Below are 22,478 nucleotides of genomic sequence, written 5' to 3'. Positions count from 1 at the left end.
CGGGTGAGGGCCCCGCCGGGCAACCGGCGGGGCCCTCGCCCTTCCCCAACCTCCTTTCAGAAAAGCAGAGTTGCGAGATCCGAACACCTCGATCACACTTGGAGCAGCGGCAGAGCTGCGCCCACGGGAAGGGCGGCGGACCTGCCGCTTCGTGTTTCCCGGAACATCGCGGCACCGGAACAAGGGAGCGTCCATGTGAGCGTCCTGAACTTCCCCGATGCGGAGCGGATCGCTGTCGACTTCCTCAAGAACCGTCCCGAGACGGCCGGTTCAGTGGTCGACAACCGTCCGCCCGCCGGATTCGACGGCACCCAGAAGGCCGTCCTCGTCTCTCGCGTCGGCGGCGCGTGGATCGACGACCTGCATCTGGACCAGCCACTGCTCGACCTTGAGGTCTACGGCCCCGACAAGACGACGGCGCACGCCGTCGCCCTGGCGGCCCGCGCCTGCGTACTGGAGCTGGCAGGCACGCGGTACGGCTCTGCGGCCGTCACCGACGTAACCGAGGCGGACGGGCCCCGCTGGCTGCCCGACTACAACCGCCCGGCGGCCAACCGCTACCTCGTGACGGTCAGGCTCTCGATCCGCCCGGCCTGACCCCCTGCTCTTCCCTGCTCTTCTTCGCTCTTCTCTTCCTTCTTACTTCACCAAGGAGTCACCCATGCCCGCGAACAGCGCTTCCCAGATCCGGGTCGCCGGCACCGGCAAGGTCCTGATCGCCAACATCACCACCCCGGCCGTCGCGTCACCGGCCGACACCAAGGCTGCCTGGCCCACCGGCTGGACCGAGCTCGGCTACACCTCGACCGACGGCGTGAAGCTCGCCAAGAAGGACAAGATCGACCAGGTGGACGGCTGGCAGTCGGTGAGCGCGCTGCGCTACATCCACTCCGACCGCGAGCTGACCGTGAAGTTCCAGCTGCTCCAGTTCAACAAGGACACGCTGCCGTTCTTCATGGGCGGCGGGACCACGGCCGCCGTCAGCGGCACGGGCGTCGAGGCGGGCACCTTCAAGTACGACCTGACCGCCAACCCGGCGGCGAACGAGAAGCAGCTCGGCTTCGAGTTCACCGACCAGTCCGGCACCGACACCGTTACGTACCGCCTGATCATTCCGCGCGGTCAGGTCACCGAGACCGAGGAGATCTCGATGACGCGGACGGGAGCGCTGAGGCTCGGCGTGACGTTCACCGCGTACGCGCAGGACGACATCACGAAGCCGCTGGCCACGTGGCTGATGAAGGACGCGGCGTACGCGTAGGTCTCCTGAGGGTGGTGTGCGGCACGGCCCGCACACCACCCTCCCGCTCGCCCCTCTCGTCACCTCTTCCCCCCCAAGAACAGGAGTGACCGCATGCCCGGATTCAACGTCAACGCCGCCCGCGCACAGCGCCTCGAAGCGCTTGGCAGGGCCTGGAGCTTCGAGCTCGACGGCCAGGACTTCGAGCTGCCCACCGAACTCACCCGCACGACCGCGCGCAAGCTGCGCGACCTGGACGACAACGACGTGGACGGGCTGCTCCGACTGCTCCTCGGGGAGCAGCAGTTCACCCGCTTCGACCGGCTCCACGTCACGATGCAGGACATCGCCGCGATCCTGGAGGCGTACGGCAAGGAGACCGGGCTCGGCCTGGGGGAAGGCTGAGCCTCGACGCGCTCGTCGAAGAGCACGCCGAGGCACTTGAGGCGGACCTGCTCCGCCACTACGGGGTGGACCTGCTGGACTGGTACCGCGAGCGCCTCTCGTCGCGCAGGCTCGCGGTACTGGTCCAGCACATGCCCCGGGACAGCGCACTGGCACGAGAGCTGCACGGAGAGGCGGCGGACTGGTCGGTCACCGACCACCTCCTGGCGCACGCGGTGGACCAACTGGCCGAGGCCAACTGGATGTTCGCCATGGTGAACCGCGATGAGGAAGCGGACCCACTGGACCACCCCGAACCGATCCCGCGCCCGGCGACGCCGGATGCCGCTGATCCCGTGGGCCGCCGGGAACCACTCCTCGCCACCGGCGTAGCCGCTTTCCTCTCCCCGTCGGCGGCCCTCTGAGCCGGCGCTCCCCCGCTCACCACACGACCACGGAGATCCCGGCGGCGGCCAGCCAGCCCAAGAGGGATCCGAAAATATTTCCCGCCAGGTAGAGGAAATTCTGTCCAGTCGAAAGAATTCGAACCCCCGGGTCCACGCCAAGCATGATCATTCGACTTGAATCCATGAGCCAGAACATTCCGCGGAATCCTGCAGTGCGCTTGACCTTCGACACGATGAGAGCAGCGGCGGAAATTACCGTGAGAAGACCTGCCACCTGGGCGGTTCTTGAAACCGATGAAGCCTGGATCAAATCCGATGCGGCCAGGGCCGGAACAGAAAGAAGGGTGATCCAATGGAACTCATGCCCTCTTCGCTCCATTGAGTGCTCTTCCTCGATCAGGGACAGCAGGAAGAGCATGAGAGGGGTGAGAAGCAGGATCGCGATAATCCTCCATCCCGTCCCGGCCCCGCACTCCTCCTCGCCACGCACCCCGCACTCGCCGGCGACAAAGAGCCCCCGCAGGGCGAACCACCACAAATACACACCTGCCGAAAACACGAACGTGACGACGGGCAGCACCCCCAATCGAGGGGCACCTAACTCGTGGTCACCCATTGGCCTACGCACACTACCCCCTCAATAAACGACGGAGAACTCACAGTTGCTACCTACCAGGGACACCGAAGCACCTCCCCTTGGCGAGCCGTTTAACACACAGCAGAAGGAACTTGCCAAGGACATCGCCACACTAAAGAACGATCTCGCATCCCTCAAGGCCGATGCGGAAAAGAAATGGAAGCCGCATGACGAAGCGGGCGTGGGAAGCAAGCTTGAGGGAGTCATCGCTGCAGCTGTCACCGGTGCCGTCTCCGCAGCCCTGACCGGGGCCGCCATCAACCTTTCCCCCATCAAGATCGAACCCAAGCCGTACTTCAAGTTCGAGCCGGAGTTCAAAGGGTCGAGGGACGTGACGTCCCGATACGACGACTGGCGGGCACGAAAGTCCGCAGGCCGGTTCATCACGGAGTCCCTCCAGGCAGAGCGCCGGCTCCAGGACATGGACCTGAGGATCAAGCTGCACAGCAATCGGTTGGTCCGTCTAGAGGCACATACCAGCCGCGCCGACACCGCTCTCTTCGGAGCATCGAACAACACCACCCGTGCTGTTCGCCAACTGACCGGTGAACTGGGTTGACCAGTCTCAGCCATTGCTCGCTGGACAAATCAGTCAGTCGAACCGATAGGTAGGTCTCGTGTCTCTCATTTCCTCGCTCAGGCGAGCAACGAGCGCTCTTCAGCAATTCAGAGGGGCCACCGAAGCCCCTGCTTCAGCAGTCGCTCGACTCAGGACTGCGGTCACCGGAAGCGAACGGGCGGTCTCGGCACTCGGCAAGGGGATCCGGGCAACCGATGCCCCTCTCGTCCGTTCCAAAGGAAACACCGACAGGTTCAAGTCCTCCCTCGACAAGCTCAAGGGGTCGTCCGACAGGACCGGGAGCGCCCTGCGCGGCGTCAAGGTCCAGGCCGATGCCGTCGAGAAGTCCGTCGGGCGGGCCGGGAAGAATGCCGACCGGGGCGGGAGTTCCATGGGGAACCTCGGGAAGGGGCTCAAGGGAGCCTCCCTCGCCCAGCGCGGCCTCAACCTCGCCATGGCCGCCAACCCCTTCGGGCTGGTCATGGTCCTGCTCGCCCCGCTCATCGGGCAGTTCGTGAAGATGGACAAGATCGTTGCCATCGTCCAGAAGACCGTCATCAACGCCTGGAGCCGGATCAAGAGCGCCTCGCAGACCGCGGCCGCGTTCCTCAAGCCCGTCTTCAAGAGCGTCGTGGACGGTTTCGCAATGCCCGTGAAGATGCTGGTCGTCGGGCTCAACCTGCTGTTCCGCGCGCTGAACAAGGTGAAGTTCAAGATGCCGGGCTGGGTGCCCAAGATCGGCGGCAAGGGGTTCGGGTTCGACCTCCCGCAGATCCCCGTGCCCGCCCTCGCCCAGGGCGGCATCGTCCCCGCCCGTACCGGCGGCACGCTCTCGCTCGTCGGCGAGGGCGGCGAGGCCGAGGCCGTCATCCCGCTCTCCCGGCTCGACGGCATGCTCGGCAACCACCCCGGCGGCGGCCTCCACCGCCTCGCCCGAGCCGTCGAGCGCCTCGCCGACCGTCCCGTACACGTACAGGTCGACTCGCAGACCATCGCCCGCGCCGTCGCCCTCGGGCAGCGCCAGCTCGCACGCAGGTAGCCGCGACGCGCACACCGATGGCCCCGCCATCGGCTCTTCCCACGAGTCCTGAGCAGTGAGAGGTGCCCCCATGGGAAATCTCTGGATCGGGCCGCCCGGCGGCCTGTACGAAATCGATCAGGCGGCCAAGTCCTTCGACCGGTCGGCCGACCTGGGAGTGACCGAGTTCAAGTCGCTCGGCGGCCGCGTCACCGTCACCCGCAACACCGCCCCCGTCCGTCGCACCAAGCTCGGTTGGGACCTGCTGCGGCCGGCCGACGCACGCGCACTCGACCGGCTCGCCCGGCGGGTCGACGGCCCCGGCCCGCTCGTCCTGATCGACCCGGTCGCGGGCAACGTCCTCTCGGCCGCGCAGGCCGCCGGGACGGGGACCGCCGGCCAGTGGTTCACGACCTCCGCCACGGGCTCGGTCACCACGGCGGCCGGGACCTTCCGGCTGACCACCGCCGACGCCACCGGCCAGGTCGCTTGGCGCGCCGCCCACTGGGGCAACTTCCCCGTCGCCCCCGGCATGCGCGTCTCCTTCCACGCACCCACCGCCTTCGCCGCACTCCCCACGGTCTCCGTCGTCCTCGACTTCAAGGACGCGACGGGCACGTACCTGGCGAGCGCGAACGGCACCGGCCCGGCCGTCACCACGACCGTCCCCGCCGGAGCCGTGTACGTCACGCCCCTCGCCAGGCCCGGCACCGCGGGCACCTTCGCCCTCGCGGGCGCCTGCCTCACCCACGGCGCGGGCGCCGCCCCCGGCATCCCCGGCGACGGACTGCCGCCCATGGCCGTGACCGGGTACAGCGACGCTCCCGGGCGACCCTTCCCGTACCGCTCCCTCTCCATCGACCTCGTGGAGGTGGCCGGTGCAGCCGAGTGACCGCACCACAGAGGCCGCCCTCGCCTCCGGGGAACGGACCGTCACCCACAGCACCCGCGTCGGCGGCCGGGACGTGTCAGGGCAGCTCCAGTCCTGGCAGGTCGAACGGTCCTACGCGACCGACCTGCCGCCCGCGATGCGCGCCTTCTCCGGCAGCTCGGCGGCGCAGCTCCAGCTCCAGCTCTCAGGTACGGGGGACAAGTCCGCGTCCGAGCTGTACTCGCCCTGGGCGCCCCGCGCCACGGGCGACGCCGCCCGCCCCGGACAGTCCGTGGTGCACGAAACGGGCGTGGGCACCGGCGGTCCGCTGCCCGCCTTCCGCGGCACCATCCGCACGCGCTCCGCCGCGTCCGGAGCCGACACCGTCCAGCTCACCGCGCTCGACGGCGCCGAACGGCTGCGGGGCCCCGCCCAGCTGCCGCGCCCCTACACGGGGCTGCTGCGCAGGCGCCCCGTGACGACCGCCACCTGGTGCGTGGACGAACTGCTGCGCCAGGCGGGCCTGTTCACCGCACCCCCGCCCCGCGCGCCGGAGTTCACGCCGGGCCGCCCGCTCACGCTCCTGTACGCCTCGCTGCACGGGGGCTTCACCACCCCGTTCGGCATGCCCGAGATCCTGCCCGACCCCCGGCACTACACCTGGTGCCGCGAGAGCGCCCCGCACGAGATGGCCCTCGTGCCCAGAGGCCTGCCTCCGGGGGAAAGGGGAGTCACGGCCGCGTGGTTCCCGCGCGCCAGGGTGACCGTGCCGGGCAGCAGGCTCTTCGTGGAGACCTGGGTCAACAACACGGCCGGCACCGGCGACACCGTGCTCATCGAGCTGGAACTCAACCGCTCGGGGACCGACTCCGGCCTCCTCTCCCTGGAGGTCGACTTCGTCGCCGGTGAAGTGGTCATGCGCTCCCATGGGTACAACAACCCGGCGGACAACGGCTACTGGCGCTGGGTCCTGCCCGAGCTGACCGGCCAGCGCGGCAACTGGCACATCGGCGCCTTCATCGACGCCACGCCCAAGGCGCCGGGCGACACCCAGGTGTTCCCCACCTTCCAGCCCCGGCTGACCGCACCCGACGGAACGGACATCCTCGGCGTCGTACGCACCTTCACCGGCCCGTACGGCATCCAGTTCGCCTCCGAGCTGCGCCTCGTCCGCCTGGTCACCACGGTGGCCGCCGAAGGCCTCCAGGTCACCAGCGGGCTCGACGCCGTCCCGACGGCCGCCGAGTTCTCCCAGGTCGGCAGCTGGACCAAAGGGGCCGTGCTCGACGACGCGATCCTCCCGCTGACCACCGTCCCCAAGGTGTCCGGCTCCCAGTGGGAGGTGATCACCCAGATCGCGAAGGCGAGCCTGTCCACGGCCGAGATCGACGAACGCGGGCTGTTCCGCTGGCGCAACTTCACCCGGTTCGCGGCCGAGCCCGCGGCGGCCGACCTGACCCTCACCACCGTGCGGGAGATCGCCTCCCTGACCTCGACCGAGGAGATCGACGCCTGCCGCAACTACTGCGTCCAGCCCTTCAAGGACTGGACGGCCGCCCAGATCGTGCACAGCTCTTGGGTACGGGACAGCGAGATCCGGGAGATTCCCGCGTACGGCTCCCTCACCGTCCGGTACTCCTTCGACGAGAACGAACTCGACATCGGCCCGCCGGACACCGACGACGACCAACTGGTCACCGCGGGATCGAACTTCCGGGTCGCCGCCTTCAACGCCGCGGGCGCACGAGCGGTCAAGGGCGCGGTCGACGCGCTGCTCCGGCGGGAGGACGGCTGCCTCGTTCTGCGGCTCACCAATCGCACGGCCCAGCGGCTGTACACGGTGACACGGGAGGGCAAGCCGTCGGTGCTGCTCTCCGTGCTGAAGGCTGACCGCGACCCGGTGGAACGCCAGGCCCTGTCGTCCCAGCCCAACAGTGCGAGCGAACGGCACTACGGCAGGCAGGAGTTCACCGCAGAGGCCAGCGACTGGGTGCAGGACGCCGGGGCCGCCGGGCAGCTCGCGGCCGCCATGCGCAGGGCCGGTGAGTATCCGGTTCCCGTGCTCGGCGACGTACAGGTGCTGTACGACCCGAGGATCCAACTGGGTGACGTGGTGCGCGTACGGGACCTCACCGGCGCCGAACTCGACACCCTGGCCTGGGTGGTCGGCATGAACACCGGCGCCACGGCAGACGGAGGCGTACAGCAGACCCTCAGTCTGCGCGGCACCCGGACCAACGGCGTGCCGGCGGACGTCGGCCTGACCCCGGACGCCCCGGCCGCCCCCGCCCCCGTCGGCCCGTACACCGGCTACGCCCAGGTGCGCACCGCATACCCCACGCTCGCCGCCCTGCTGACGGCCCGGCCCACCTGGCGCGACGTCAAGGAGAACGGACGTGTCTGAATCCCCGCCCGAAACCCCCGTATCCGGTCCCGTGCCTGTGCCTGTGCCCGTGCCCGATCCCGGTACCACGCCCACGCCCGTCACGCTCGGCCAGGAGCAGCTCGACCTGCTCGCCGAGTCCGTCGCGTCCGCGCTCGCCGGCTATCTGGGGCTGCCCCGGTCCCTGCCCGTACCGGCCGCGGTCTTCCAGTCGGCCGTCGTCGAACCCGCGGTCGGCGCCGTCACCCGTACCGCCGAGGAGGTCCTCGCATGACCGTCCAGTACACACCGCTCAGCAACCTCCCCCACCCGCAGCCCTCCGACCCCGCCGACCTGCCCGCCCACCTCAAGGCGCTCGCCGACGCGGTGGACGGCCGCACCGTCATGCGGTTCGGCGACGCGACGGCCCGCGACGCCAAACTGACGGCGCCCGTCGCCGGAATGGTCGCCTGGGTGGGCTCGCCCGGCCGGATGATGTACTACACGGGCTCGGCCTGGGTGCCCGTCGCCCCCGTCCCGGTCTTCAAGGTCAACATGGACGACGGCGACACCGCGTCCACCGCGTACACGGAGACGCTGGACAACACCGCGGCCATGTCCGCCCCGTTCACCGTCCCGGCCTCCGGCCAGGTCATCGTCACGGTGGGCAGCTACATGCGCGCTTCGGCCGCCACACCGGTCACCGCGTACATGTCGGCGGTCGTGCGCAACGCGGCGAACGCCGTGCACCTCGCGGCCGGTGACAACCGTTCGGCGGCCGTGACCACCACGGACCGCATCTCGGTGTCCTCGCAGTTCCTGGTCGAAGGACTGGCGGTCGGCACGGTCTGCACGGCTACGCCCGCCTACCGGGCGGGAAAGCCCGACAGCCGGGCGTACTTCGACAGCCGCTTCATCCGCATCGACCCGATCCCGTAGGGAGGACTCCATGGCCGCACCGCTGTCCCCCGGCGCCTTCGTCCGGGCCCTGCGCCGCGAAGGCGTGTCCGTCACCGAGCACGGCGGCTGGCAGACCCACAACCGCAACCACAAGGGTGCCTGGGGTCCCGTGCACGGTGTGATGCTGCACCACACAGCGGGCCGCGACAGCCTGGCGTTCTGCCGCAGCGGGCACGCCCCGCTGCCCGGACCGCTCTGCACCGGTCTGCTCGCCAAGGACGGCACCCTCCACCTGATCGGGTACGGGCGCGCCAACCACGCGGGCAACGGCTCGGCCGCCGTCCTGGCGGCCGTGCGCGGCGAACGTCCCCTGCCCTCGCCGGGCCCCGACGCCGTCGACGGCAACGCCCGCTTCTACGGATTCGAGATCGAGAACCTGGGCGACGGCCGCGACCCCTACCCGACCGCCCAACTGGACGCGGCGGACCGCCTCTCGACCGCGATCTGCCGGGCCCACGGATGGTCGGAGGCGAGCGTGATCGGGCACGGGGAGTGGACCCGCAGGAAGGTCGACCCGTCGTTCTCGATGGCCGCGCTGAGGGGCCGCGTCGCCGCCGGGCTCAGCTCCGCGCCGAGCGGCCCCGCACCGGGCCGACCCGCTCCCGTGCACGAGCCGTTCCCCGGAGCCGCGTTCTTCGAGCCCGGCCGCCGCAGCGCACTCGTGACGGCCGTCGGACGGCGGCTGGTCGCCGAGGGCTGCGGCCGCTACGCGGTCGGCCCCGGGCCCGTGTGGGGCGAGGCGGACCTGCGCTCGTACGCCGCCTGGCAGCGCAAGCTCGGGTACTCGGGTGCCGAGGCCGACGGGGTTCCGGGGCGGGCCAGTTGGGACCGGCTGCACGTGCCGAAGCTCTGAGGGAGGTCTGTTGAACCAGTCCGAAGCCGAACGGATCTCGCTCGAACTGGAACGGTTGCACCGCTCCGTCGACGTCGGGTTCGCCACCACTCGGGGCGATCTCGCGCTGCTGCTCCAGCGGGCCGACCAGACGGACAAGGCGCTCGGGGAACACGAGGAGCGGCTCGACGCCCTGGAGCGCACCCGGTGGCCGCTGCCGTCGCTCGCGGCCGTGACGTCCTGCACCGCGCTCGCACTGGCTCTCTGGCAGAACACCGGGAGGTAGGGGCGGGCTCCAGACGCACGAGGAGGCCCCTGCCCGGATGCGGGCAGGGGCCTCCTCGTGTCGTGCGCGGGCGGACCCGGTTACTCCGAAGGCTTCTTCGGGCGCCAGACCACCAGTGCGCTCGTGTGGTGCACGTCCTGGTACGGCACCAGGTCGCGGCGGTACGAGGCGTGGACCTGGGCCTCGCGCTGCTGCATCGCCGCGGCCGCGCCCTCCACCGCGGAGGAGAGCTCGGCGACGCGCGCCTGGAGCGCGGCCACCTGGTTCTCCAGCTCGATGATGCGCTTGATGCCGGCCAGGTTGATGCCCTCGTCCTGCGACAACTGCTGCACGGTGCGCAGCAGTTGGATGTCGCGGGCCGAGTACCTGCGGCCCCTGCCCGCCGTGCGGTCGGGCGAGACCAGGCCCAGGCGGTCGTACTGGCGCAGGGTCTGCGGGTGCAGACCCGAGAGCTGGGCGGCGACCGAGATCACGTACACCGGAGATTCCTCGGTCAGTTCGTACGGGTTTCTGCGGCGGCCTTCCATCTCATGCTCCCTTCGCGGCCTGGAACAGTTCTGCCCTGGGGTCGTCGTCCCCAGTCGCCCTGCGGTACGTCTCCAGGGCCTCGCGGGCCTCGGCCGACAGGTCCGTGGGGACCGCCACCTCGACGGTGACCAGGAGGTCGCCCCGGGTGCCGTCCTTGCGGACCGCGCCCTTGCCGCGCGCGCGCATCGTACGGCCGTTGGGCGTCCCGGCCGGGATCTTCAGGGTGACCGCCGGACCGCCGAGCGTCGGGACCTTGACCTCGCCGCCGAGCGCCGCCTCCGGGTAGGTCACCGGGACGGTGACCGTGAGGTTGTCGCCCTTGCGGCCGAACACCGGGTGCGCGTCCACGTGCACCGTGACGTACAGGTCGCCCGCCGGGCCGCCCCGCTCGCCCGCCGCGCCCTTGCCGCGCAGCCGGATCCGCTGGCCGTCCGAGACGCCCGCCGGGATCCGCACGTTCATCGTCCGGGACGACTTGGCGCGCCCGCTGCCCTTGCAGACGTCGCAGGGGTCCTGGGCGATGAGGCCCCGGCCCTTGCAGTCCACGCAGGGGTCGGTGAGCGAGAAGGACCCGCTGCCGCCCCTGGACACCTGTCCTGTGCCCACGCAGGTCGGGCAGACCCGCGGCGTGCCGTTCTTGTCGCCCGTGCCCGAACAGGCCTTGCAGGCCGCCGCGCTGGTGAGGCGCAGCGGGATCGTCGCGCCGTCGACGGCCTCGGTGAACGAGACCGTCGCCTCCTGCTCGATGTCCTGCCCGCGCCTGGGCTGCGTGCGCTGCCCGGCGCCGCCCCGGTTGAAGAGGCCGCCGAACACGTCCCCGAGGCCGCCGCCGAAGCCGCCGGCGCCGCCCTGGGCCCCGCCCCCGCCCTGGGCGCCCCCGAAGAGGTCGCCCAGGTCGAAGTTGAAGTTGCCCGCGGCCCCGCCGGGTCCGGCCCTGAAGCCGCCGTTCCCGAAGAGGGAGCGCGCCTCGTCGTACTCCTTGCGCCGCTTGGGGTCGCCGAGCACGTCGTTGGCCTCGGAGATCTCCTTGAAGCGCTCCTCGGCGTTGGCGTCGCCCTTGTTGGCGTCCGGGTGGAACTCGCGGGCGAGCTTCCGGTACGCCTTCTTGATCTCGGCCTCGGTCGCGTCCTTGGGGACGCCGAGAACCTTGTAGTAGTCCTTCTCGACGAAGTCCTTCGTGCTCATCCTCGACGTCCCTCCTTCCGGACGATCACCGTTCCAATGATCGTGTGCATCGCGTCAGCCCTCGTCCGGGCCACCGCTCTCCTCGCCGCTCGCCCCGTCCTTCTCGGCGCCCTTGTCGGCGGCGTCGTCGGCGTCCTTCGCGTCCTTCGCGCCCTTGTCGTCCTTGGCGCCGGAGGAACCGGTGCCGGCCGACGCGCCCGGCTGGGGCTCGGCCACGGCGACGCGCGCCGGACGGATGGTCCGCTCACCGATCCGGTAGCCCGGCTGGAGGATCGCCACGCACGTCGTCTCGGTGATCTCGGGAGCGTACGAGTGCATCAGGGCTTCGTGGATGGTCGGGTCGAAGGACTCGCCCTCCTTGCCGAACTGCTGGAGGCCCATCTTGGCGACGACGGTCTCCAGCGACTCCGCGACGGACTTGAACCCGCCGAGCAGTTCGCCGTGCTCCCTGGCGCGCCCGATGTCGTCGAGCACGGGCAGGAGCTCGGACAGGAGGTTCGCCACGGCGATCTCCTTGACCGTCACCCGGTCCCGCTCGACGCGGCGGCGGTAGTTCTGGAACTCCGCCTGGACCCGCTGGAGGTCCGCGGTGCGCTCGGCGAGCGCGGAGCGGGCCTGGTCCAGCTGGGCGGTGACGGCCACATCACTCTGGTCCCCGGCCGGGGCCGGCTCCCCCTCCTTGCTGGAGGGGGAACCGGCCTTCGACTCGGCTGCCTCGGAGCTGTCCGTGGTGCCGGAGGGGACGTCGGGCTTCTCCTCGAAGCCCGGGGTCTCCTCAGACATCAGGCAGCGCCGCCCTTCGTGTCGCCCGGCTTCTCGTCGTCGACGATCTCGGCGTCGACGACGTCGTCGTCGGCCTGCGGGGCCTCGGTGCCGGGGGCACCGGCCTGGGCGCCCTGCGCGTCGGCGTACATCGCCTGGCCGAGCTTCTGGGAGACGGCCGCGACCTTCTCGGTCGCGGTGCGGATCTCGGCGGTGTCCTCGCCCTTGAGCTTCTCCTTCAGCTCGGTGAGGGCCGTCTCGACCTCGGTCTTCACCTCGCCCGGGACCTTGTCCTCGTTGTCCTTGAGGAACTTCTCGGTCTGGTAGACGAGCTGCTCGCCCTGGTTGCGGGTCTCGGCGGCCTCGCGGCGCTTGGTGTCCTCCTCCGCGTACTGCTCGGCCTCCTGGCGCATGCGGTCGACCTCGTCCTTCGGCAGCGAGGAGCCGCCGGTGACGGTCATCTTCTGCTCCTTGCCCGTGCCCAGGTCCTTCGCGGTCACGTGCATGATGCCGTTGGCGTCGATGTCGAAGGCGACCTCGATCTGCGGGACGCCGCGGGGCGCCGGGGGCAGGCCGGTCAGCTCGAACATCCCGAGCTTCTTGTTGTACGCGGCGATCTCGCGCTCGCCCTGGTAGACCTGGATCTGCACGGACGGCTGGTTGTCCTCGGCCGTCGTGAAGATCTCCGACCGCTTGGTCGGGATGGTCGTGTTGCGCTCGATGAGCTTGGTCATGATGCCGCCCTTGGTCTCGATGCCAAGCGACAGCGGGGTGACGTCGAGGAGCAGGACGTCCTTGACCTCGCCCTTGAGGACACCGGCCTGGAGCACGGCGCCGATGGCGACGACCTCGTCCGGGTTCACGCCCTTGTTGGCCTCCTTGCCGCCGGTCAGCTCCTTGACGAGCTCGGCGACGGCGGGCATGCGGGTGGAACCGCCGACCAGGACGACGTGGTCGATCTCGGAGAGGGCGATGCCCGCGTCCTTGATGACGTTCTGGAACGGCGTCTTGCAGCGCTCCAGCAGGTCGGAGGTGAGCTGCTGGAACTGGGCGCGCGTGAGCTTCTCGTCCAGGTGCAGCGGCCCCTCGGCGGAGGCCGTGATGTACGGCAGGTTGATGGACGTCTCGGTGGACGACGACAGCTCGATCTTCGCCTTCTCGGCGGCCTCGCGCAGGCGCTGGAGCGCCATCTTGTCCTTGGAGAGGTCGACGCCGTGGCCGTTCTGGAACTGCTTCACCAGGTAGTCGACGACGCGCTGGTCCCAGTCGTCGCCACCGAGGTGGTTGTCGCCGTTGGTGGCCTTCACCTCGACGACGCCGTCGCCGATCTCCAGGAGCGACACGTCGAAGGTGCCGCCACCGAGGTCGAAGACGAGAATGGTCTGGTCGTCCTTGTCGAGGCCGTAGGCCAGGGCGGCGGCGGTCGGCTCGTTGACGATGCGCAGGACGTTGAGGCCCGCGATCTCGCCGGCCTCCTTCGTGGCCTGGCGCTCGGAGTCGTTGAAGTACGCCGGGACGGTGATGACCGCGTCGGTGACCTTCTCGCCCAGGTAGGCCTCGGCGTCGCGCTTCAGCTTCTGCAGGATGAAGGCGCTCATCTGCTGCGGGTTGAAGTCCTTGCCGTCCAGGTTGATCTTCCAGTCAGTGCCCATGTGGCGCTTGACGGAGCGGATCGTCCTGTCGACGTTGGTGACCGCCTGGCGCTTGGCCACCTCGCCGACGAGGACCTCGCCGTTCTTGGCGAAGGCGACGACGGACGGCGTGGTCCTGGCGCCCTCGGCGTTGGTGATGACGGTGGGCTCGCCGCCTTCGAGAACGCTGACGACGGAGTTAGTGGTGCCCAGGTCGATGCCGACCGCACGTGCCATGGTGATTCCTCCAGCTGACTACTTGAGTGGAACTGACTCAAGGATGCACGATCCCCCGTCCGGCGTCAACAGACCTGAGTCGAGGCCACTCAACTTTTATCCCACCCTTATACGCAGTGGGGCGGAGCGGAGCGGAGCGCCTGCCCGCGGCGGGCGAAGGGCGGCGCCCCCGAGGGGCCGTACGCGGCGTGTGGCGTACCGCCAACTCCGTACCGCGCATGCGAGAGTCACCGCATAACGGATGAATCGCCCCGAAAGGACGCGCGATGAGCACCAAGCGACTCCTGGATCTCGTCGGCACCCTGCTCCTGCTCCTCCTCACCGCCCCCCTCCTCGTCGCCGCCGCCACCGCGGTCGCCGCCACCTCCCCCGGCGGCGTCCTCACCCGGCAGCCCAGGGCGGGCCGCGACGGCCACCCCTTCCAGCTGCTCAGGTTCCGCACGGCGCGGACGGACGGCGGCCGCCGCGTCACCCCCGTGGGCCGCTTCCTGCGCCGCCACTCGATCGACGAGCTGCCGCAGCTGCTCCACGTGCTGCGCGGCGAGATGTCCCTGGTCGGCCCCCGCCCCCTGCCCGCGGGCCACGCCGCCTGCACGGGCGCGGCCCGCGCCCGGCTGAGCGTCAGGCCGGGCGTCACGGGCCTGTGGCAGGTGCGCGACCGCTCGGAGCCCGAGCTGCCGTGGAACGAGATGGCCCTGCTCGACCTGCACTACGTCGACCACCACTGGATCGGCCTCGACCTGAGGATCCTCGCCCGGACGGTCCCGGTGGTCCTGGGCTCCCGCCGCACCGGCTGAGCCCCCCGCCCCCACCCGGGCGGCCGCACCGAGCGCGGCGCCGCCGCCGGGCCCGCGCCGCCAGGGCGGCGCGATCCTCATCGGGTGCACGGCCCCGTCGTGCCACGGCCGGGCCGCGGGGCCGCTCCCGGCGCGCCACGCGGACCGTACTTTTAAGGCATTTGATGGCCGGTGGGTACATTCTTCCCGGCAGCCGTGCGCACCCGGGACCGGGCAGGAAGCTGCCGCTCAGGGTCACCTCAGCGACGCAGATCACCGCCCTCGCGGCTACAGTGCGGCCTGAGAAGTGGGTACTGTCAGCACGGACTGGATAAGTTACCGCTTAGTAATTCTCGTAAGCCGTCCGGATACCCACCCCTCGCAGGCCCGAGGAGCCCCCGTATGCAACTCGCCGCGATCATTGTGTCGCTGACCCTGACCGTGGTCGGCGTTGCCCTGCTCGCCCGCGCCATCGGCCAGTTCGTGGCGCACTTCAAGCTCGGCCAGCCGGTCCCGGCAGGCACCAGGACCGACAACCCCTGGCAGCGCAGCGTCACCCTGGTCCGGGAGTTCCTCGGCCACACCCGCATGAACAAGTGGGGCATCGTCGGCTTCGCCCACTGGTTCGTCGCCATCGGCTTCCTGACGCTGCCGCCGACGATCATCACCGCGTACGGCCAGCTCTTCCGGGCCGACTGGACGCTGCCGGTCCTCGGCGGCTTCCTGCCGTTCGAGATGTACATCGAGCTGATCGGCCTGGCGACCACCGCGGGCATCCTCGCGCTGATGGGCATCCGGCTCCTCAACCTGCCCTCGCGGGCGGGCCGCAAGTCGCGCTTCGCGGGCTCCACGGCCTGGCAGGCGTACTTCGTCGAGTACGTCATCCTGATCATCGGCCTCGCCATCATGGCGCTGCGCGTGCTGGAAGGCGCCCTGCACGGCGTCGACCACTGGGACCCGGCGTACCTCGTCTCGTACCCCTTCATCACGCTGGTCGACGGGCTCGACACGAGCACGCTGCAGAACCTCGTCTACCTCTTCGCGATGATCAAGCTCTCCACGACCATGATCTGGATGATCACGGTGAGCACGAACATCGACATGTCCGTGGCGTGGCACCGCTTCCTGGCCTTCCCGAACATCTGGTTCAAGCGCAACGCCGACGGCGCCACCGCGCTCGGCGGCCTGCGGCCGATGACCTCCGGCGGCAAGCCGATCGACTGGGAGGACCCGGCCGACGACACCACCTTCGGCGTCTCCCAGGTCGAGCAGTTCTCCTGGAAGGGCCTGCTGGACTTCTCCACCTGCACCGAGTGCGGCCGCTGCCAGTCGCAGTGCCCCGCCTGGAACACCGGCAAGCCCCTCTCTCCCAAGCTCCTGATCATGTCGCTGCGCGACCACGCGCACGCCAAGGCGCCGTACCTGCTCGCGGGCGGCGGCAAGGACGTGGAGGGCGAGGAGAAGGCGACCGCCGAGCAGCTCAAGGACGTCCCCGCCGCCGCGCTCGCGGAGGCCGAGCGCCCGCTGATCGGCACCGTCGAAGAGGGCGGCGTCATCGACCCGGACGTCCTGTGGTCCTGCACCACCTGCGGCGCCTGCGTCGAGCAGTGCCCGGTCGACATCGAGCACGTCGACCACATCGTCGACATGCGCCGCTACCAGGTCATGATCGAGTCCGCGTTCCCGTCCGAGGCGGGCACGATGCTCAAGAACCTGGAGAAGAAGGGCAACCCCTGGGGCCTGGCGAAGAAGCAGCGCCTGGAGTGGCTCAAGGAGCTCGACTTCGAGGTGCCGGTCGTCGGCAAGGACATCGAGGACCTCACCGAGGTCGAGTACCTGTACTGGGTCGGCTGCGCCGGCGCCCTGGAGGACCGCGCGAAGAAGTCCACCAAGGCCTTCGCCGAGCTGCTGAACATCGCGGGCGTGAAGTTCGCGATCATGGGCGGCGACGAGAAGTGCACCGGTGACTCCGCCCGCCGCCTGGGCAACGAGCCGCTGTTCCAGCAGCTCGGCCAGGAGAACGTCATGGCGCTCAACATGGCGTTCGGCGAGGAGCTCGACGACGACGGCAAGGTCGTCCCGGAGAGCGCCAGGCCCAAGTCCGCGAAGAAGATCGTCGCGACCTGCCCGCACTGCCTCAACACGCTCGGCAACGAGTACCCGCAGCTCGGCGGCGACTACGAGGTCATCCACCACACGCAGCTGCTCCAGCACCTCGTCGACGAGGGCAGGCTCGTCCCCGTCACGCCGGTCGAGGGCATCATCACGTACCACGACCCCTGCTACCTGGGCCGCCACAACAAGATCTACACGCCGCCGCGCGAGATCATCGGCAAGGTCCCCGGTCTCAGGAACGAGGAGATGCACCGCCACAAGGAGCGCGGCTTCTGCTGCGGCGCGGGCGGCGCGCGCATGTGGATGGAGGAGCGCATCGGCAAGCGCATCAACACGGAGCGGGTGGACGAGGCGCTGTCCCTCAACCCCGACATCGTGTCGACCGCGTGCCCGTTCTGCCTCGTCATGCTGACCGACTCGGTCAACGGCAAGAAGAACGAGGGCAAGGCCAAGGAGTCGATCCAGGTCGTCGACGTCGCCCAGCTGCTGCTGGAGTCCGTGAAGACGCCGGTCGACCCGGCGGGCACGGAGGAGTCGGAGACGGCACCCGAGCCGGAGCCGGTGAAGTAGCCGTCCGTACGGCACGGTGAGCGGCCGGTCCTGCCCTTCGAGGCGGACCGGCCGTTCGCTTTCCCCCACCGTCACCGTTTCCCCGTCACGATTCCGGCCTTTGCCCGACCGCAACGGGCGGAAGTCTTAACGCGGACGGCGGACGCGACCATCATGGGACGTCTGGTGCAGGCGACACGTATGAGGAAGGTGCACAGTGCGCACGGTGCGGCGGACGGGAATCGCGACGGCTGCGGGCTGCGCGGCGCTACTGCTGCTCGCGGGCTGCTCCGGGTCCGGTGACGGCGGGCAGGCGGCCTCCCGCTCGGCGGCCGACGGCAAGAACGCCGACGGCAAGAACGGGGACGCCCCGCCCACCGCGCTCGCCGCCCAGCACGGCACCGTACCGCCGGGGAAGGGCAGCCGCGTCCCCTCCGACTTCAACGGCGACGGCCACCGCGACCTCGTCGTCAACGACCTGCTCAAGCCGCCGGGCGACGCCGGGGCCGACGACGCGGGCATCGGCATCGTGTACGGCTCCGCCGGCCCGCTCCCCGTCGACCCCGCCGTGCGCCAGCTGCTGAGCCCCCGGCGCAACGCCGCGCCCTCGGGCCGGACGCTGCCCTCCGCGTTCGACGCGCAGACGGCCTGCGACCTGGACGGCGACGGCTTCTCCGACCTGGTGATCGCGACGGACCCGCCGTACAACGGCGTCGGCCGCCCGCCCGTACCGCTCCAGCTGCTCTTCGGCTCCCCCGCCGGGCTCACCGGCAGGGCGGTCCCGCTGCGCATCCCCGACCGGGCCAGGTTCGGCAACGACTGGCCCGACCACCCCGTCTGCGGCGACTTCGACGGGGACGGCGCGCAGGACCTCGCGGTCGCCGCGAGCGAGGGGCGCGTGAGCTTCCTGCGCGGGCCGTTCGCGCGCACCGGCGCCCCGCGCGCGGCGGACGCCCCGATCCCCGGCGCGGGCCCGTACCTCTCGCTGCCTGCGCCCGCCGCCGACACCGACGGCGACGGCTACGACGACCTCGCGTACGCCCCCTCGCCCGGCGCGACCCCGCGCCTGCTGCTCGGCGGCCCGAGGGGCCCGCGCACCCCGGGCGGCGCGTACCGGCCCGCGGCGGTCGCCCCCGACGTGATCGCCGAGGGCGAGTTCGACGCACGGAAGCACCGGTTCCGCGCGGTGCACACGCGTGCGTCCGCGGCCCGGGACGAGATCGCGCTCTACCCGCAGCGGACCGCGGCGGACACCTCTGCCCCCTCCAGCACCACCCGCCCCACCCTCACCTTCTCGACGGCGATTTTCCTGAAGTAGCCCCGAGACGGCGCTGGGGGAAGACCCGTCAGGGTCCCCCTAGGGGATGTCACAGCAAGGCCGCAAAGGCCCCCGAACTTCCCCTCCGATGCCCCCAAGTACCGGCCAACCAGGTACGTTCGATTGCGTGGCTGGATTCAGGATCGGACGCGGCCGGGACAACCGCACACCGCAACAACCGCAGCACCCGCAAGGGCGGCAACCGCAGCAGCCGTACGGAGGGCAGGCCCCGCCCCCGCCGTACGGCGGTCAGCCGTACCCGCAGGGCCAGGGCAGGCAGCCCTGGCCGCAGCCGGGCGGCGGTCAGCAGCGGTACGACGAGCCGGAGTACTTCGGCGGCGATCCGTACCAGGGCGCCGGGCAGCAGCCCCCGTACGGACCCCCGCAGGATCCGTACGGCCCGCCGCACGGCGCCCCGCACGGCGCCCCGCAGCCGGATCCGTACGCGGCCAACAACCCCGGTCACACCCAGGCGTTCAGCATCAACGACCCGTACAACGATCCCTACAACGATCCGAACGGGTACCAGGGCGGCTACCAGGGCAACAACGCCCCGGCGCCCCCGGCCGGTCCGCGCCTGCCGTGGAAGGACCTGCTCGCGGGCATCGTGATGCGCCCCGGCGCGACGTTCTTCCAGATGCGCGACCACCAGGTGTGGGCGACGGCACTGATCGTCACGTTCCTCTACGGCCTGCTCGCGGTCTTCGGCTTCGACAAGGCCCGCGACGAGGCGATCAACGCGACGCTCTCCTCGGCCCTGCCGATCGTCGTCTCGACGGGCATCGCGTTCGTCATCGGCGGCCTGATCCTCGGCGCGGTCACCCACACCCTGGCCCGCCAGCTGGGCGGCGACGGCGTCTGGCAGCCGACGGTCGGCCTCTCGATGCTGGTCACGTCCCTCACGGACGCCCCGCGCCTGCTCTTCGCGCTCTTCCTGGGCGGTGACAACGGCCTGGTGAAGATCCTGGGCTGGGTGACCTGGCTGGCGGCGGGCGCGCTGCTGACGTCGCTGGTGAGCAAGTCCCACGACCTGCCGTGGCCGAAGGCGCTGGCCGCGTCCTCGATCCAGCTGCTGGCGCTGGTCTCGATCATCAAGCTCGGCACGCTGTAGCCCAGGCGCACGGCGAGGGGCCCGGTACGGAAGTCCGTACCGGGCCCCTCGGTGCTTTCGGCCGCCTACGCGTCGAGGATCTGCCCGGCGCGCTGCACGACGGGCTTCTCCACGCTCCACGGGAAGTTGATCCACTCGTCCGTGCGCTTCCACACGTACTCGCACTTCACGAGGGAGTGCGACTTCTCGTAGATGACGGCGGAGCGCACCTCGGCGACGTGGTCGAGGCAGAAGTCGTGCACGAGCTTGAGCGTCTTGCCGGTGTCGGCGACGTCGTCGGCGATCAGGACCTTCTTGTTGGAGAAGTCGATCGCGTTGGGCACCGGCGCGAGCATGACCGGCATTTCGAGCGTTTCGCCCACACCGGTGTAAAACTCCACGTTGACCAGGTGGATGTTCTTGCAGTCCAGCGCGTACGCGAGACCGCCGGCGACGAAGACGCCGCCGCGCGCGATGGAGAGGATCACATCGGGCTCGTAGCCGTCGTCGGCGACCGTCTGCGCGAGCTCGCGCACCGCGCGCCCGAAGCCCTCGTACGTCAGGTTTTCCCGTACTTCACTCATGACGACTGCTCTGCCTCACACCTGGGTCCGATGGAAATTCATGAACGACCGCGAGGCGGTCGGTCCGCGCTGCCCCTGGTACCGCGAGCCGTAGCGCGCGGAGCCGTACGGCTCCTCGGCGGGCGAGCTGAGCTGGAAGAGGCACAACTGGCCGATCTTCATCCCCGGCCAGAGCTTGATCGGCAGCGTGGCGAGGTTCGACAGCTCCAGCGTCACGTGCCCGGAGAAACCGGGGTCGATGAACCCGGCGGTCGAGTGCGTCACGAGCCCGAGACGCCCGAGCGAGCTCTTGCCCTCGAGCCGCGAGGCGATGTTGTCGGGCAGCGTGATGACCTCGTACGTCGAGGCGAGCACGAACTCACCGGGGTGGAGGATGAACGCCTCGTCCCCCTCCGGCTCGACCTCACGGGTCAGATCGGCCTGCTCGACGGCGGGGTCGATGTGGGGGTAGCGGTGGTTCTCGAAAACCCGGAAGTACCGGTCGAGACGCACATCAATACTGGACGGCTGCACCATCGATTCGTCGTACGGATCGATGCGCACGCGTCCGGCGTCGATCTCGGCCCGGATGTCCTTGTCTGAGAGAAGCACGTCCCGAGGATACGCAGAGCGCACGGGCCCGCCCCAATCGGAGCCGCGCGGAGCGCGCGGGCCCGCCCCGATCGGACGCACCCGCGCGCCGCGTCCCTACCGCTTCTCCAGCACCACGGGCACGGCGTGCCGGAGCCGGGCGCAGCGCGGGCAGCGGATGAGCCGTCCGGGCCCGATCCGCCCGGCACCGAGCTGCTGCATCGGGAACGAGTCGGTGCTGAACACGTGCCCCTCGGCACAGCGGACGACGGTGAGATCCATCAAGTCCCTCAAGTCCCTTCCCCAAAAAATGCGGACGAACGACCACATTAGGGGATGAACACGGGCATGCTCCAGGCGGCACTCCGAAGACGACCGGCGGCCCAAAGGTACGCCCCAACTCCCCGCCCCCAGAACAAGATCCAGCCACGCCCGACCCCCCGGACACGGCTGCGCCCCGACGGTCCGAGCGCCGGGGAAGGAAGATGGGGTACAGTGACGGCGATGCGATGCCGACTCCGTCGGCGCGTTTCGCGAGTGTAGTTTAATGGTAGAACATAAGCTTCCCAAGCTTAGAGCGCGGGTTCGATTCCCGTCACTCGCTCTCTTATTGAGCCCCAGGTCAGCGACCTGGGGCTTTGTCGTTGTCCGGGGTGCGGCATCAGACCGCGGTCTGATGCCGCACCCCGGGAACGGCCGGGTCGGACCTGGGGCCGACGGCGGGAAGTGGACCGTGCTCCGACGCGACGGGCCCCTTCCGAACGGGATCGTTCACGGCATGACGACAACACCGGGCGCACCCCTCGTACATGACACCCCCACCCCCGCGAAGGCCCGGCCGCTGCCGGTGGACTGGTCCGGCGACGCGCCCTTCCCCGGCCGGTGGGTGGGCGGGGTCTCGCTGGTGGCCGGGCCCCTGCTGCTGGGCACCGGAGTCCTGCTGCGGCTGCCCTTCCACTTCTTCTTCCCCGAGCAACTCGCCGCCCGTGTCGAGCACCCCGGTCTGATGGCCGCCTCCTACGGGACCTTCGCCGTCGGCACGGTCCTGCTGTGGCCCGCCCTCGTCACCCTCGCGTCCCGCATCGGCCGCCGCAGCCCCGGACTCGCCCTGTGGGGCGGGGTCCTCGCCGCCCTCGGGCTCTTCGCCCGGACGTTCCACGCGGGGGTGGACCACCTCGCCTTCCAGCTCGCCGAGCGGCAGGGGGCGACGGCCGCCACCCGGTTCGTCGACGAGACGTACGGCGCCTTCCACGTCTTCAGCGCCCTCAACCTCGCCGTCATGGGCGGCTGGCTGGTCCTCGCGGTCGGCGCCTGGCGGTCCAGGGAGCTGGACCCGGTGCGCGCCCTCGCCCTCGCGGCGACCGCCGCGCTGCCGCTCGGCGTGCTCAAGGGCACCACCCCGCTGTCGGTCGTCGCCGTCGCCGGACTCTGCCTCGCTCTCGTCCCCCTGGGCGTCACCGTGCTCCGCGACGGCCCCGCGCCCCGCCGGGCCACGGTCCTGCGCTGGACCGCCACGATCGTCGCCACGGTGGTCCTCATGACCCTGATCGGGCAGGCCGGTTGACAATGTACGGTCG

General features: G+C 70.3%; 25 protein-coding genes and 1 tRNA gene. 18 read left to right on the top strand and 8 right to left on the bottom strand.

Going from position 1 to position 22,478, the window contains the following annotated elements:
• Nucleotides 1-195: 195 nt before the first annotated feature.
• The 4 genes from ACIBNE_RS32375 (at nucleotide 196) to ACIBNE_RS32360 (ending at nucleotide 2,049) form a co-directional block, all read left to right on the top strand.
• Nucleotides 196-597 (top strand): hypothetical protein, encoded by a 402-nt coding sequence (locus ACIBNE_RS32375; RefSeq protein WP_399277936.1) that lies wholly within the window; start codon nucleotides 196-198, stop codon nucleotides 595-597.
• A 64-nt stretch (nucleotides 598-661) separates the two neighbouring features.
• Nucleotides 662-1,261 carry a phage tail protein gene (locus tag ACIBNE_RS32370; protein ID WP_399277934.1) on the top strand — a complete coding sequence of 200 codons (600 nt, stop codon included), beginning with the start codon at nucleotides 662-664 and terminating at the stop codon, nucleotides 1,259-1,261.
• Between the two features lie 93 nt (nucleotides 1,262-1,354).
• Nucleotides 1,355-1,645, top strand: a complete 291-nt coding sequence (locus ACIBNE_RS32365) for a hypothetical protein (RefSeq protein ID WP_399277933.1) — start codon at nucleotides 1,355-1,357, stop codon at nucleotides 1,643-1,645.
• 65 nt (nucleotides 1,646-1,710) lie between these two features.
• Complete coding sequence (locus ACIBNE_RS32360; RefSeq protein ID WP_399277931.1) at nucleotides 1,711-2,049, top strand: hypothetical protein; 339 nt, start codon at nucleotides 1,711-1,713, stop codon at nucleotides 2,047-2,049.
• A 16-nt stretch (nucleotides 2,050-2,065) separates the two neighbouring features.
• Here the strand turns inward: ACIBNE_RS32360 and ACIBNE_RS32355 are convergent, their stop codons facing one another.
• The gene (locus ACIBNE_RS32355; RefSeq protein ID WP_399277930.1) at nucleotides 2,066-2,647 is read right to left on the bottom strand and encodes a hypothetical protein; all 582 of its coding nucleotides are present in this window, start codon (nucleotides 2,645-2,647) and stop codon (nucleotides 2,066-2,068) included.
• A 46-nt stretch (nucleotides 2,648-2,693) separates the two neighbouring features.
• On the opposite strand from ACIBNE_RS32355, the gene ACIBNE_RS32350 reads away from it, so the two are divergent.
• The 8 genes from ACIBNE_RS32350 (at nucleotide 2,694) to ACIBNE_RS32315 (ending at nucleotide 9,556) form a co-directional block, all read left to right on the top strand.
• Complete coding sequence (locus ACIBNE_RS32350) at nucleotides 2,694-3,227, top strand: hypothetical protein (protein ID WP_399277928.1); 534 nt, start codon at nucleotides 2,694-2,696, stop codon at nucleotides 3,225-3,227.
• Nucleotides 3,228-3,618: 391 nt separating this feature from the next.
• Nucleotides 3,619-4,266: a hypothetical protein gene (locus ACIBNE_RS32345; protein ID WP_399277926.1), complete on the top strand. Its 648-nt coding sequence runs from the start codon at nucleotides 3,619-3,621 to the stop codon at nucleotides 4,264-4,266.
• A 70-nt stretch (nucleotides 4,267-4,336) separates the two neighbouring features.
• Nucleotides 4,337-5,137: a hypothetical protein gene (locus ACIBNE_RS32340; protein ID WP_399277925.1), complete on the top strand. Its 801-nt coding sequence runs from the start codon at nucleotides 4,337-4,339 to the stop codon at nucleotides 5,135-5,137.
• Nucleotides 5,124-7,520, top strand: coding sequence for a hypothetical protein (locus tag ACIBNE_RS32335; protein ID WP_399277922.1), 2,397 nt, complete (start codon nucleotides 5,124-5,126; stop codon nucleotides 7,518-7,520). The genes ACIBNE_RS32340 and ACIBNE_RS32335 overlap by 14 nt, the downstream gene beginning before the upstream one ends.
• Before the next feature lie 49 nt (nucleotides 7,521-7,569).
• Nucleotides 7,570-7,773 carry a hypothetical protein gene (locus tag ACIBNE_RS32330; RefSeq protein WP_399277920.1) on the top strand — a complete coding sequence of 68 codons (204 nt, stop codon included), beginning with the start codon at nucleotides 7,570-7,572 and terminating at the stop codon, nucleotides 7,771-7,773.
• Nucleotides 7,770-8,417, top strand: a complete 648-nt coding sequence (locus ACIBNE_RS32325; RefSeq protein WP_399277918.1) for a hypothetical protein — start codon at nucleotides 7,770-7,772, stop codon at nucleotides 8,415-8,417. Before ACIBNE_RS32330 ends, ACIBNE_RS32325 begins: the two co-directional genes overlap by 4 nt.
• 10 nt (nucleotides 8,418-8,427) lie before the next feature.
• Nucleotides 8,428-9,291, top strand: coding sequence for a peptidoglycan-binding protein (locus ACIBNE_RS32320; RefSeq protein ID WP_399277916.1), 864 nt, complete (start codon nucleotides 8,428-8,430; stop codon nucleotides 9,289-9,291).
• Between the two features lie 7 nt (nucleotides 9,292-9,298).
• The gene (locus tag ACIBNE_RS32315; protein WP_399278358.1) at nucleotides 9,299-9,556 is read left to right on the top strand and encodes a hypothetical protein; all 258 of its coding nucleotides are present in this window, start codon (nucleotides 9,299-9,301) and stop codon (nucleotides 9,554-9,556) included.
• 80 nt (nucleotides 9,557-9,636) lie between these two features.
• Here the strand turns inward: ACIBNE_RS32315 and ACIBNE_RS32310 are convergent, their stop codons facing one another.
• The 4 genes from ACIBNE_RS32310 to dnaK are packed head-to-tail and all read right to left on the bottom strand — an operon-like array spanning nucleotide 9,637 to nucleotide 13,899.
• On the bottom strand, nucleotides 9,637-10,083 hold the full coding sequence (locus ACIBNE_RS32310) for a heat shock protein transcriptional repressor HspR (RefSeq protein ID WP_399277913.1): 447 nt from the start codon (nucleotides 10,081-10,083) through the stop codon (nucleotides 9,637-9,639).
• 1 nt (nucleotide 10,084) lies between these two features.
• Nucleotides 10,085-11,269, bottom strand: coding sequence for a molecular chaperone DnaJ (dnaJ, locus tag ACIBNE_RS32305; RefSeq protein ID WP_399277911.1), 1,185 nt, complete (start codon nucleotides 11,267-11,269; stop codon nucleotides 10,085-10,087).
• A 54-nt stretch (nucleotides 11,270-11,323) separates the two neighbouring features.
• Complete coding sequence (grpE, locus tag ACIBNE_RS32300) at nucleotides 11,324-12,052, bottom strand: nucleotide exchange factor GrpE (protein ID WP_399277909.1); 729 nt, start codon at nucleotides 12,050-12,052, stop codon at nucleotides 11,324-11,326.
• Nucleotides 12,052-13,899 carry a molecular chaperone DnaK gene (gene dnaK, locus ACIBNE_RS32295; RefSeq protein ID WP_399277907.1) on the bottom strand — a complete coding sequence of 616 codons (1,848 nt, stop codon included), beginning with the start codon at nucleotides 13,897-13,899 and terminating at the stop codon, nucleotides 12,052-12,054. Before dnaK ends, grpE begins: the two co-directional genes overlap by 1 nt.
• A gap of 266 nt (nucleotides 13,900-14,165) precedes the next feature.
• On the opposite strand from dnaK, the gene ACIBNE_RS32290 reads away from it, so the two are divergent.
• The 4 genes from ACIBNE_RS32290 to ACIBNE_RS32275 all read left to right on the top strand — a co-directional run bounded on the left by ACIBNE_RS32290 (nucleotide 14,166) and on the right by ACIBNE_RS32275 (nucleotide 19,768).
• Nucleotides 14,166-14,696: a sugar transferase gene (locus ACIBNE_RS32290; protein ID WP_399277906.1), complete on the top strand. Its 531-nt coding sequence runs from the start codon at nucleotides 14,166-14,168 to the stop codon at nucleotides 14,694-14,696.
• A gap of 381 nt (nucleotides 14,697-15,077) precedes the next feature.
• A complete protein-coding gene (locus tag ACIBNE_RS32285) occupies nucleotides 15,078-17,360 on the top strand; it encodes a heterodisulfide reductase-related iron-sulfur binding cluster (protein ID WP_399277904.1) in 2,283 nt (760 codons plus the stop codon).
• 205 nt (nucleotides 17,361-17,565) lie between these two features.
• Nucleotides 17,566-18,657, top strand: a complete 1,092-nt coding sequence (locus ACIBNE_RS32280; protein WP_399277902.1) for an FG-GAP repeat domain-containing protein — start codon at nucleotides 17,566-17,568, stop codon at nucleotides 18,655-18,657.
• Nucleotides 18,658-18,784: 127 nt separating this feature from the next.
• Nucleotides 18,785-19,768, top strand: coding sequence for a YIP1 family protein (locus ACIBNE_RS32275; protein ID WP_399277900.1), 984 nt, complete (start codon nucleotides 18,785-18,787; stop codon nucleotides 19,766-19,768).
• A 65-nt stretch (nucleotides 19,769-19,833) separates the two neighbouring features.
• Here ACIBNE_RS32275 and ACIBNE_RS32270 read toward each other — a convergent pair whose 3' ends face one another.
• From ACIBNE_RS32270 to ACIBNE_RS32260, 3 genes are all read right to left on the bottom strand, one after another.
• Nucleotides 19,834-20,331 carry a phosphoribosyltransferase gene (locus ACIBNE_RS32270; protein ID WP_399277898.1) on the bottom strand — a complete coding sequence of 166 codons (498 nt, stop codon included), beginning with the start codon at nucleotides 20,329-20,331 and terminating at the stop codon, nucleotides 19,834-19,836.
• A gap of 15 nt (nucleotides 20,332-20,346) precedes the next feature.
• Nucleotides 20,347-20,922, bottom strand: a complete 576-nt coding sequence (gene dcd, locus ACIBNE_RS32265; RefSeq protein WP_399277896.1) for a dCTP deaminase — start codon at nucleotides 20,920-20,922, stop codon at nucleotides 20,347-20,349.
• Nucleotides 20,923-21,018: 96 nt separating this feature from the next.
• Nucleotides 21,019-21,183, bottom strand: a complete 165-nt coding sequence (locus tag ACIBNE_RS32260) for a hypothetical protein (RefSeq protein WP_399277894.1) — start codon at nucleotides 21,181-21,183, stop codon at nucleotides 21,019-21,021.
• A 251-nt stretch (nucleotides 21,184-21,434) separates the two neighbouring features.
• Between ACIBNE_RS32260 and ACIBNE_RS32255 the strand changes: the two genes are divergently transcribed.
• Nucleotides 21,435-21,505 (top strand) — tRNA-Gly (locus ACIBNE_RS32255).
• Nucleotides 21,506-21,679: 174 nt separating this feature from the next.
• Nucleotides 21,680-22,465 (top strand): hypothetical protein, encoded by a 786-nt coding sequence (locus ACIBNE_RS32250; RefSeq protein WP_399277892.1) that lies wholly within the window; start codon nucleotides 21,680-21,682, stop codon nucleotides 22,463-22,465.
• Nucleotides 22,466-22,478 lie beyond the last annotated feature (13 nt).

Source organism: Streptomyces sp. NPDC050504 (assembly GCF_044458065.1).
Taxonomy (GTDB): domain Bacteria; phylum Actinomycetota; class Actinomycetes; order Streptomycetales; family Streptomycetaceae; genus Streptomyces.
This window is presented reverse-complemented; position numbering and strand designations above follow the sequence as displayed.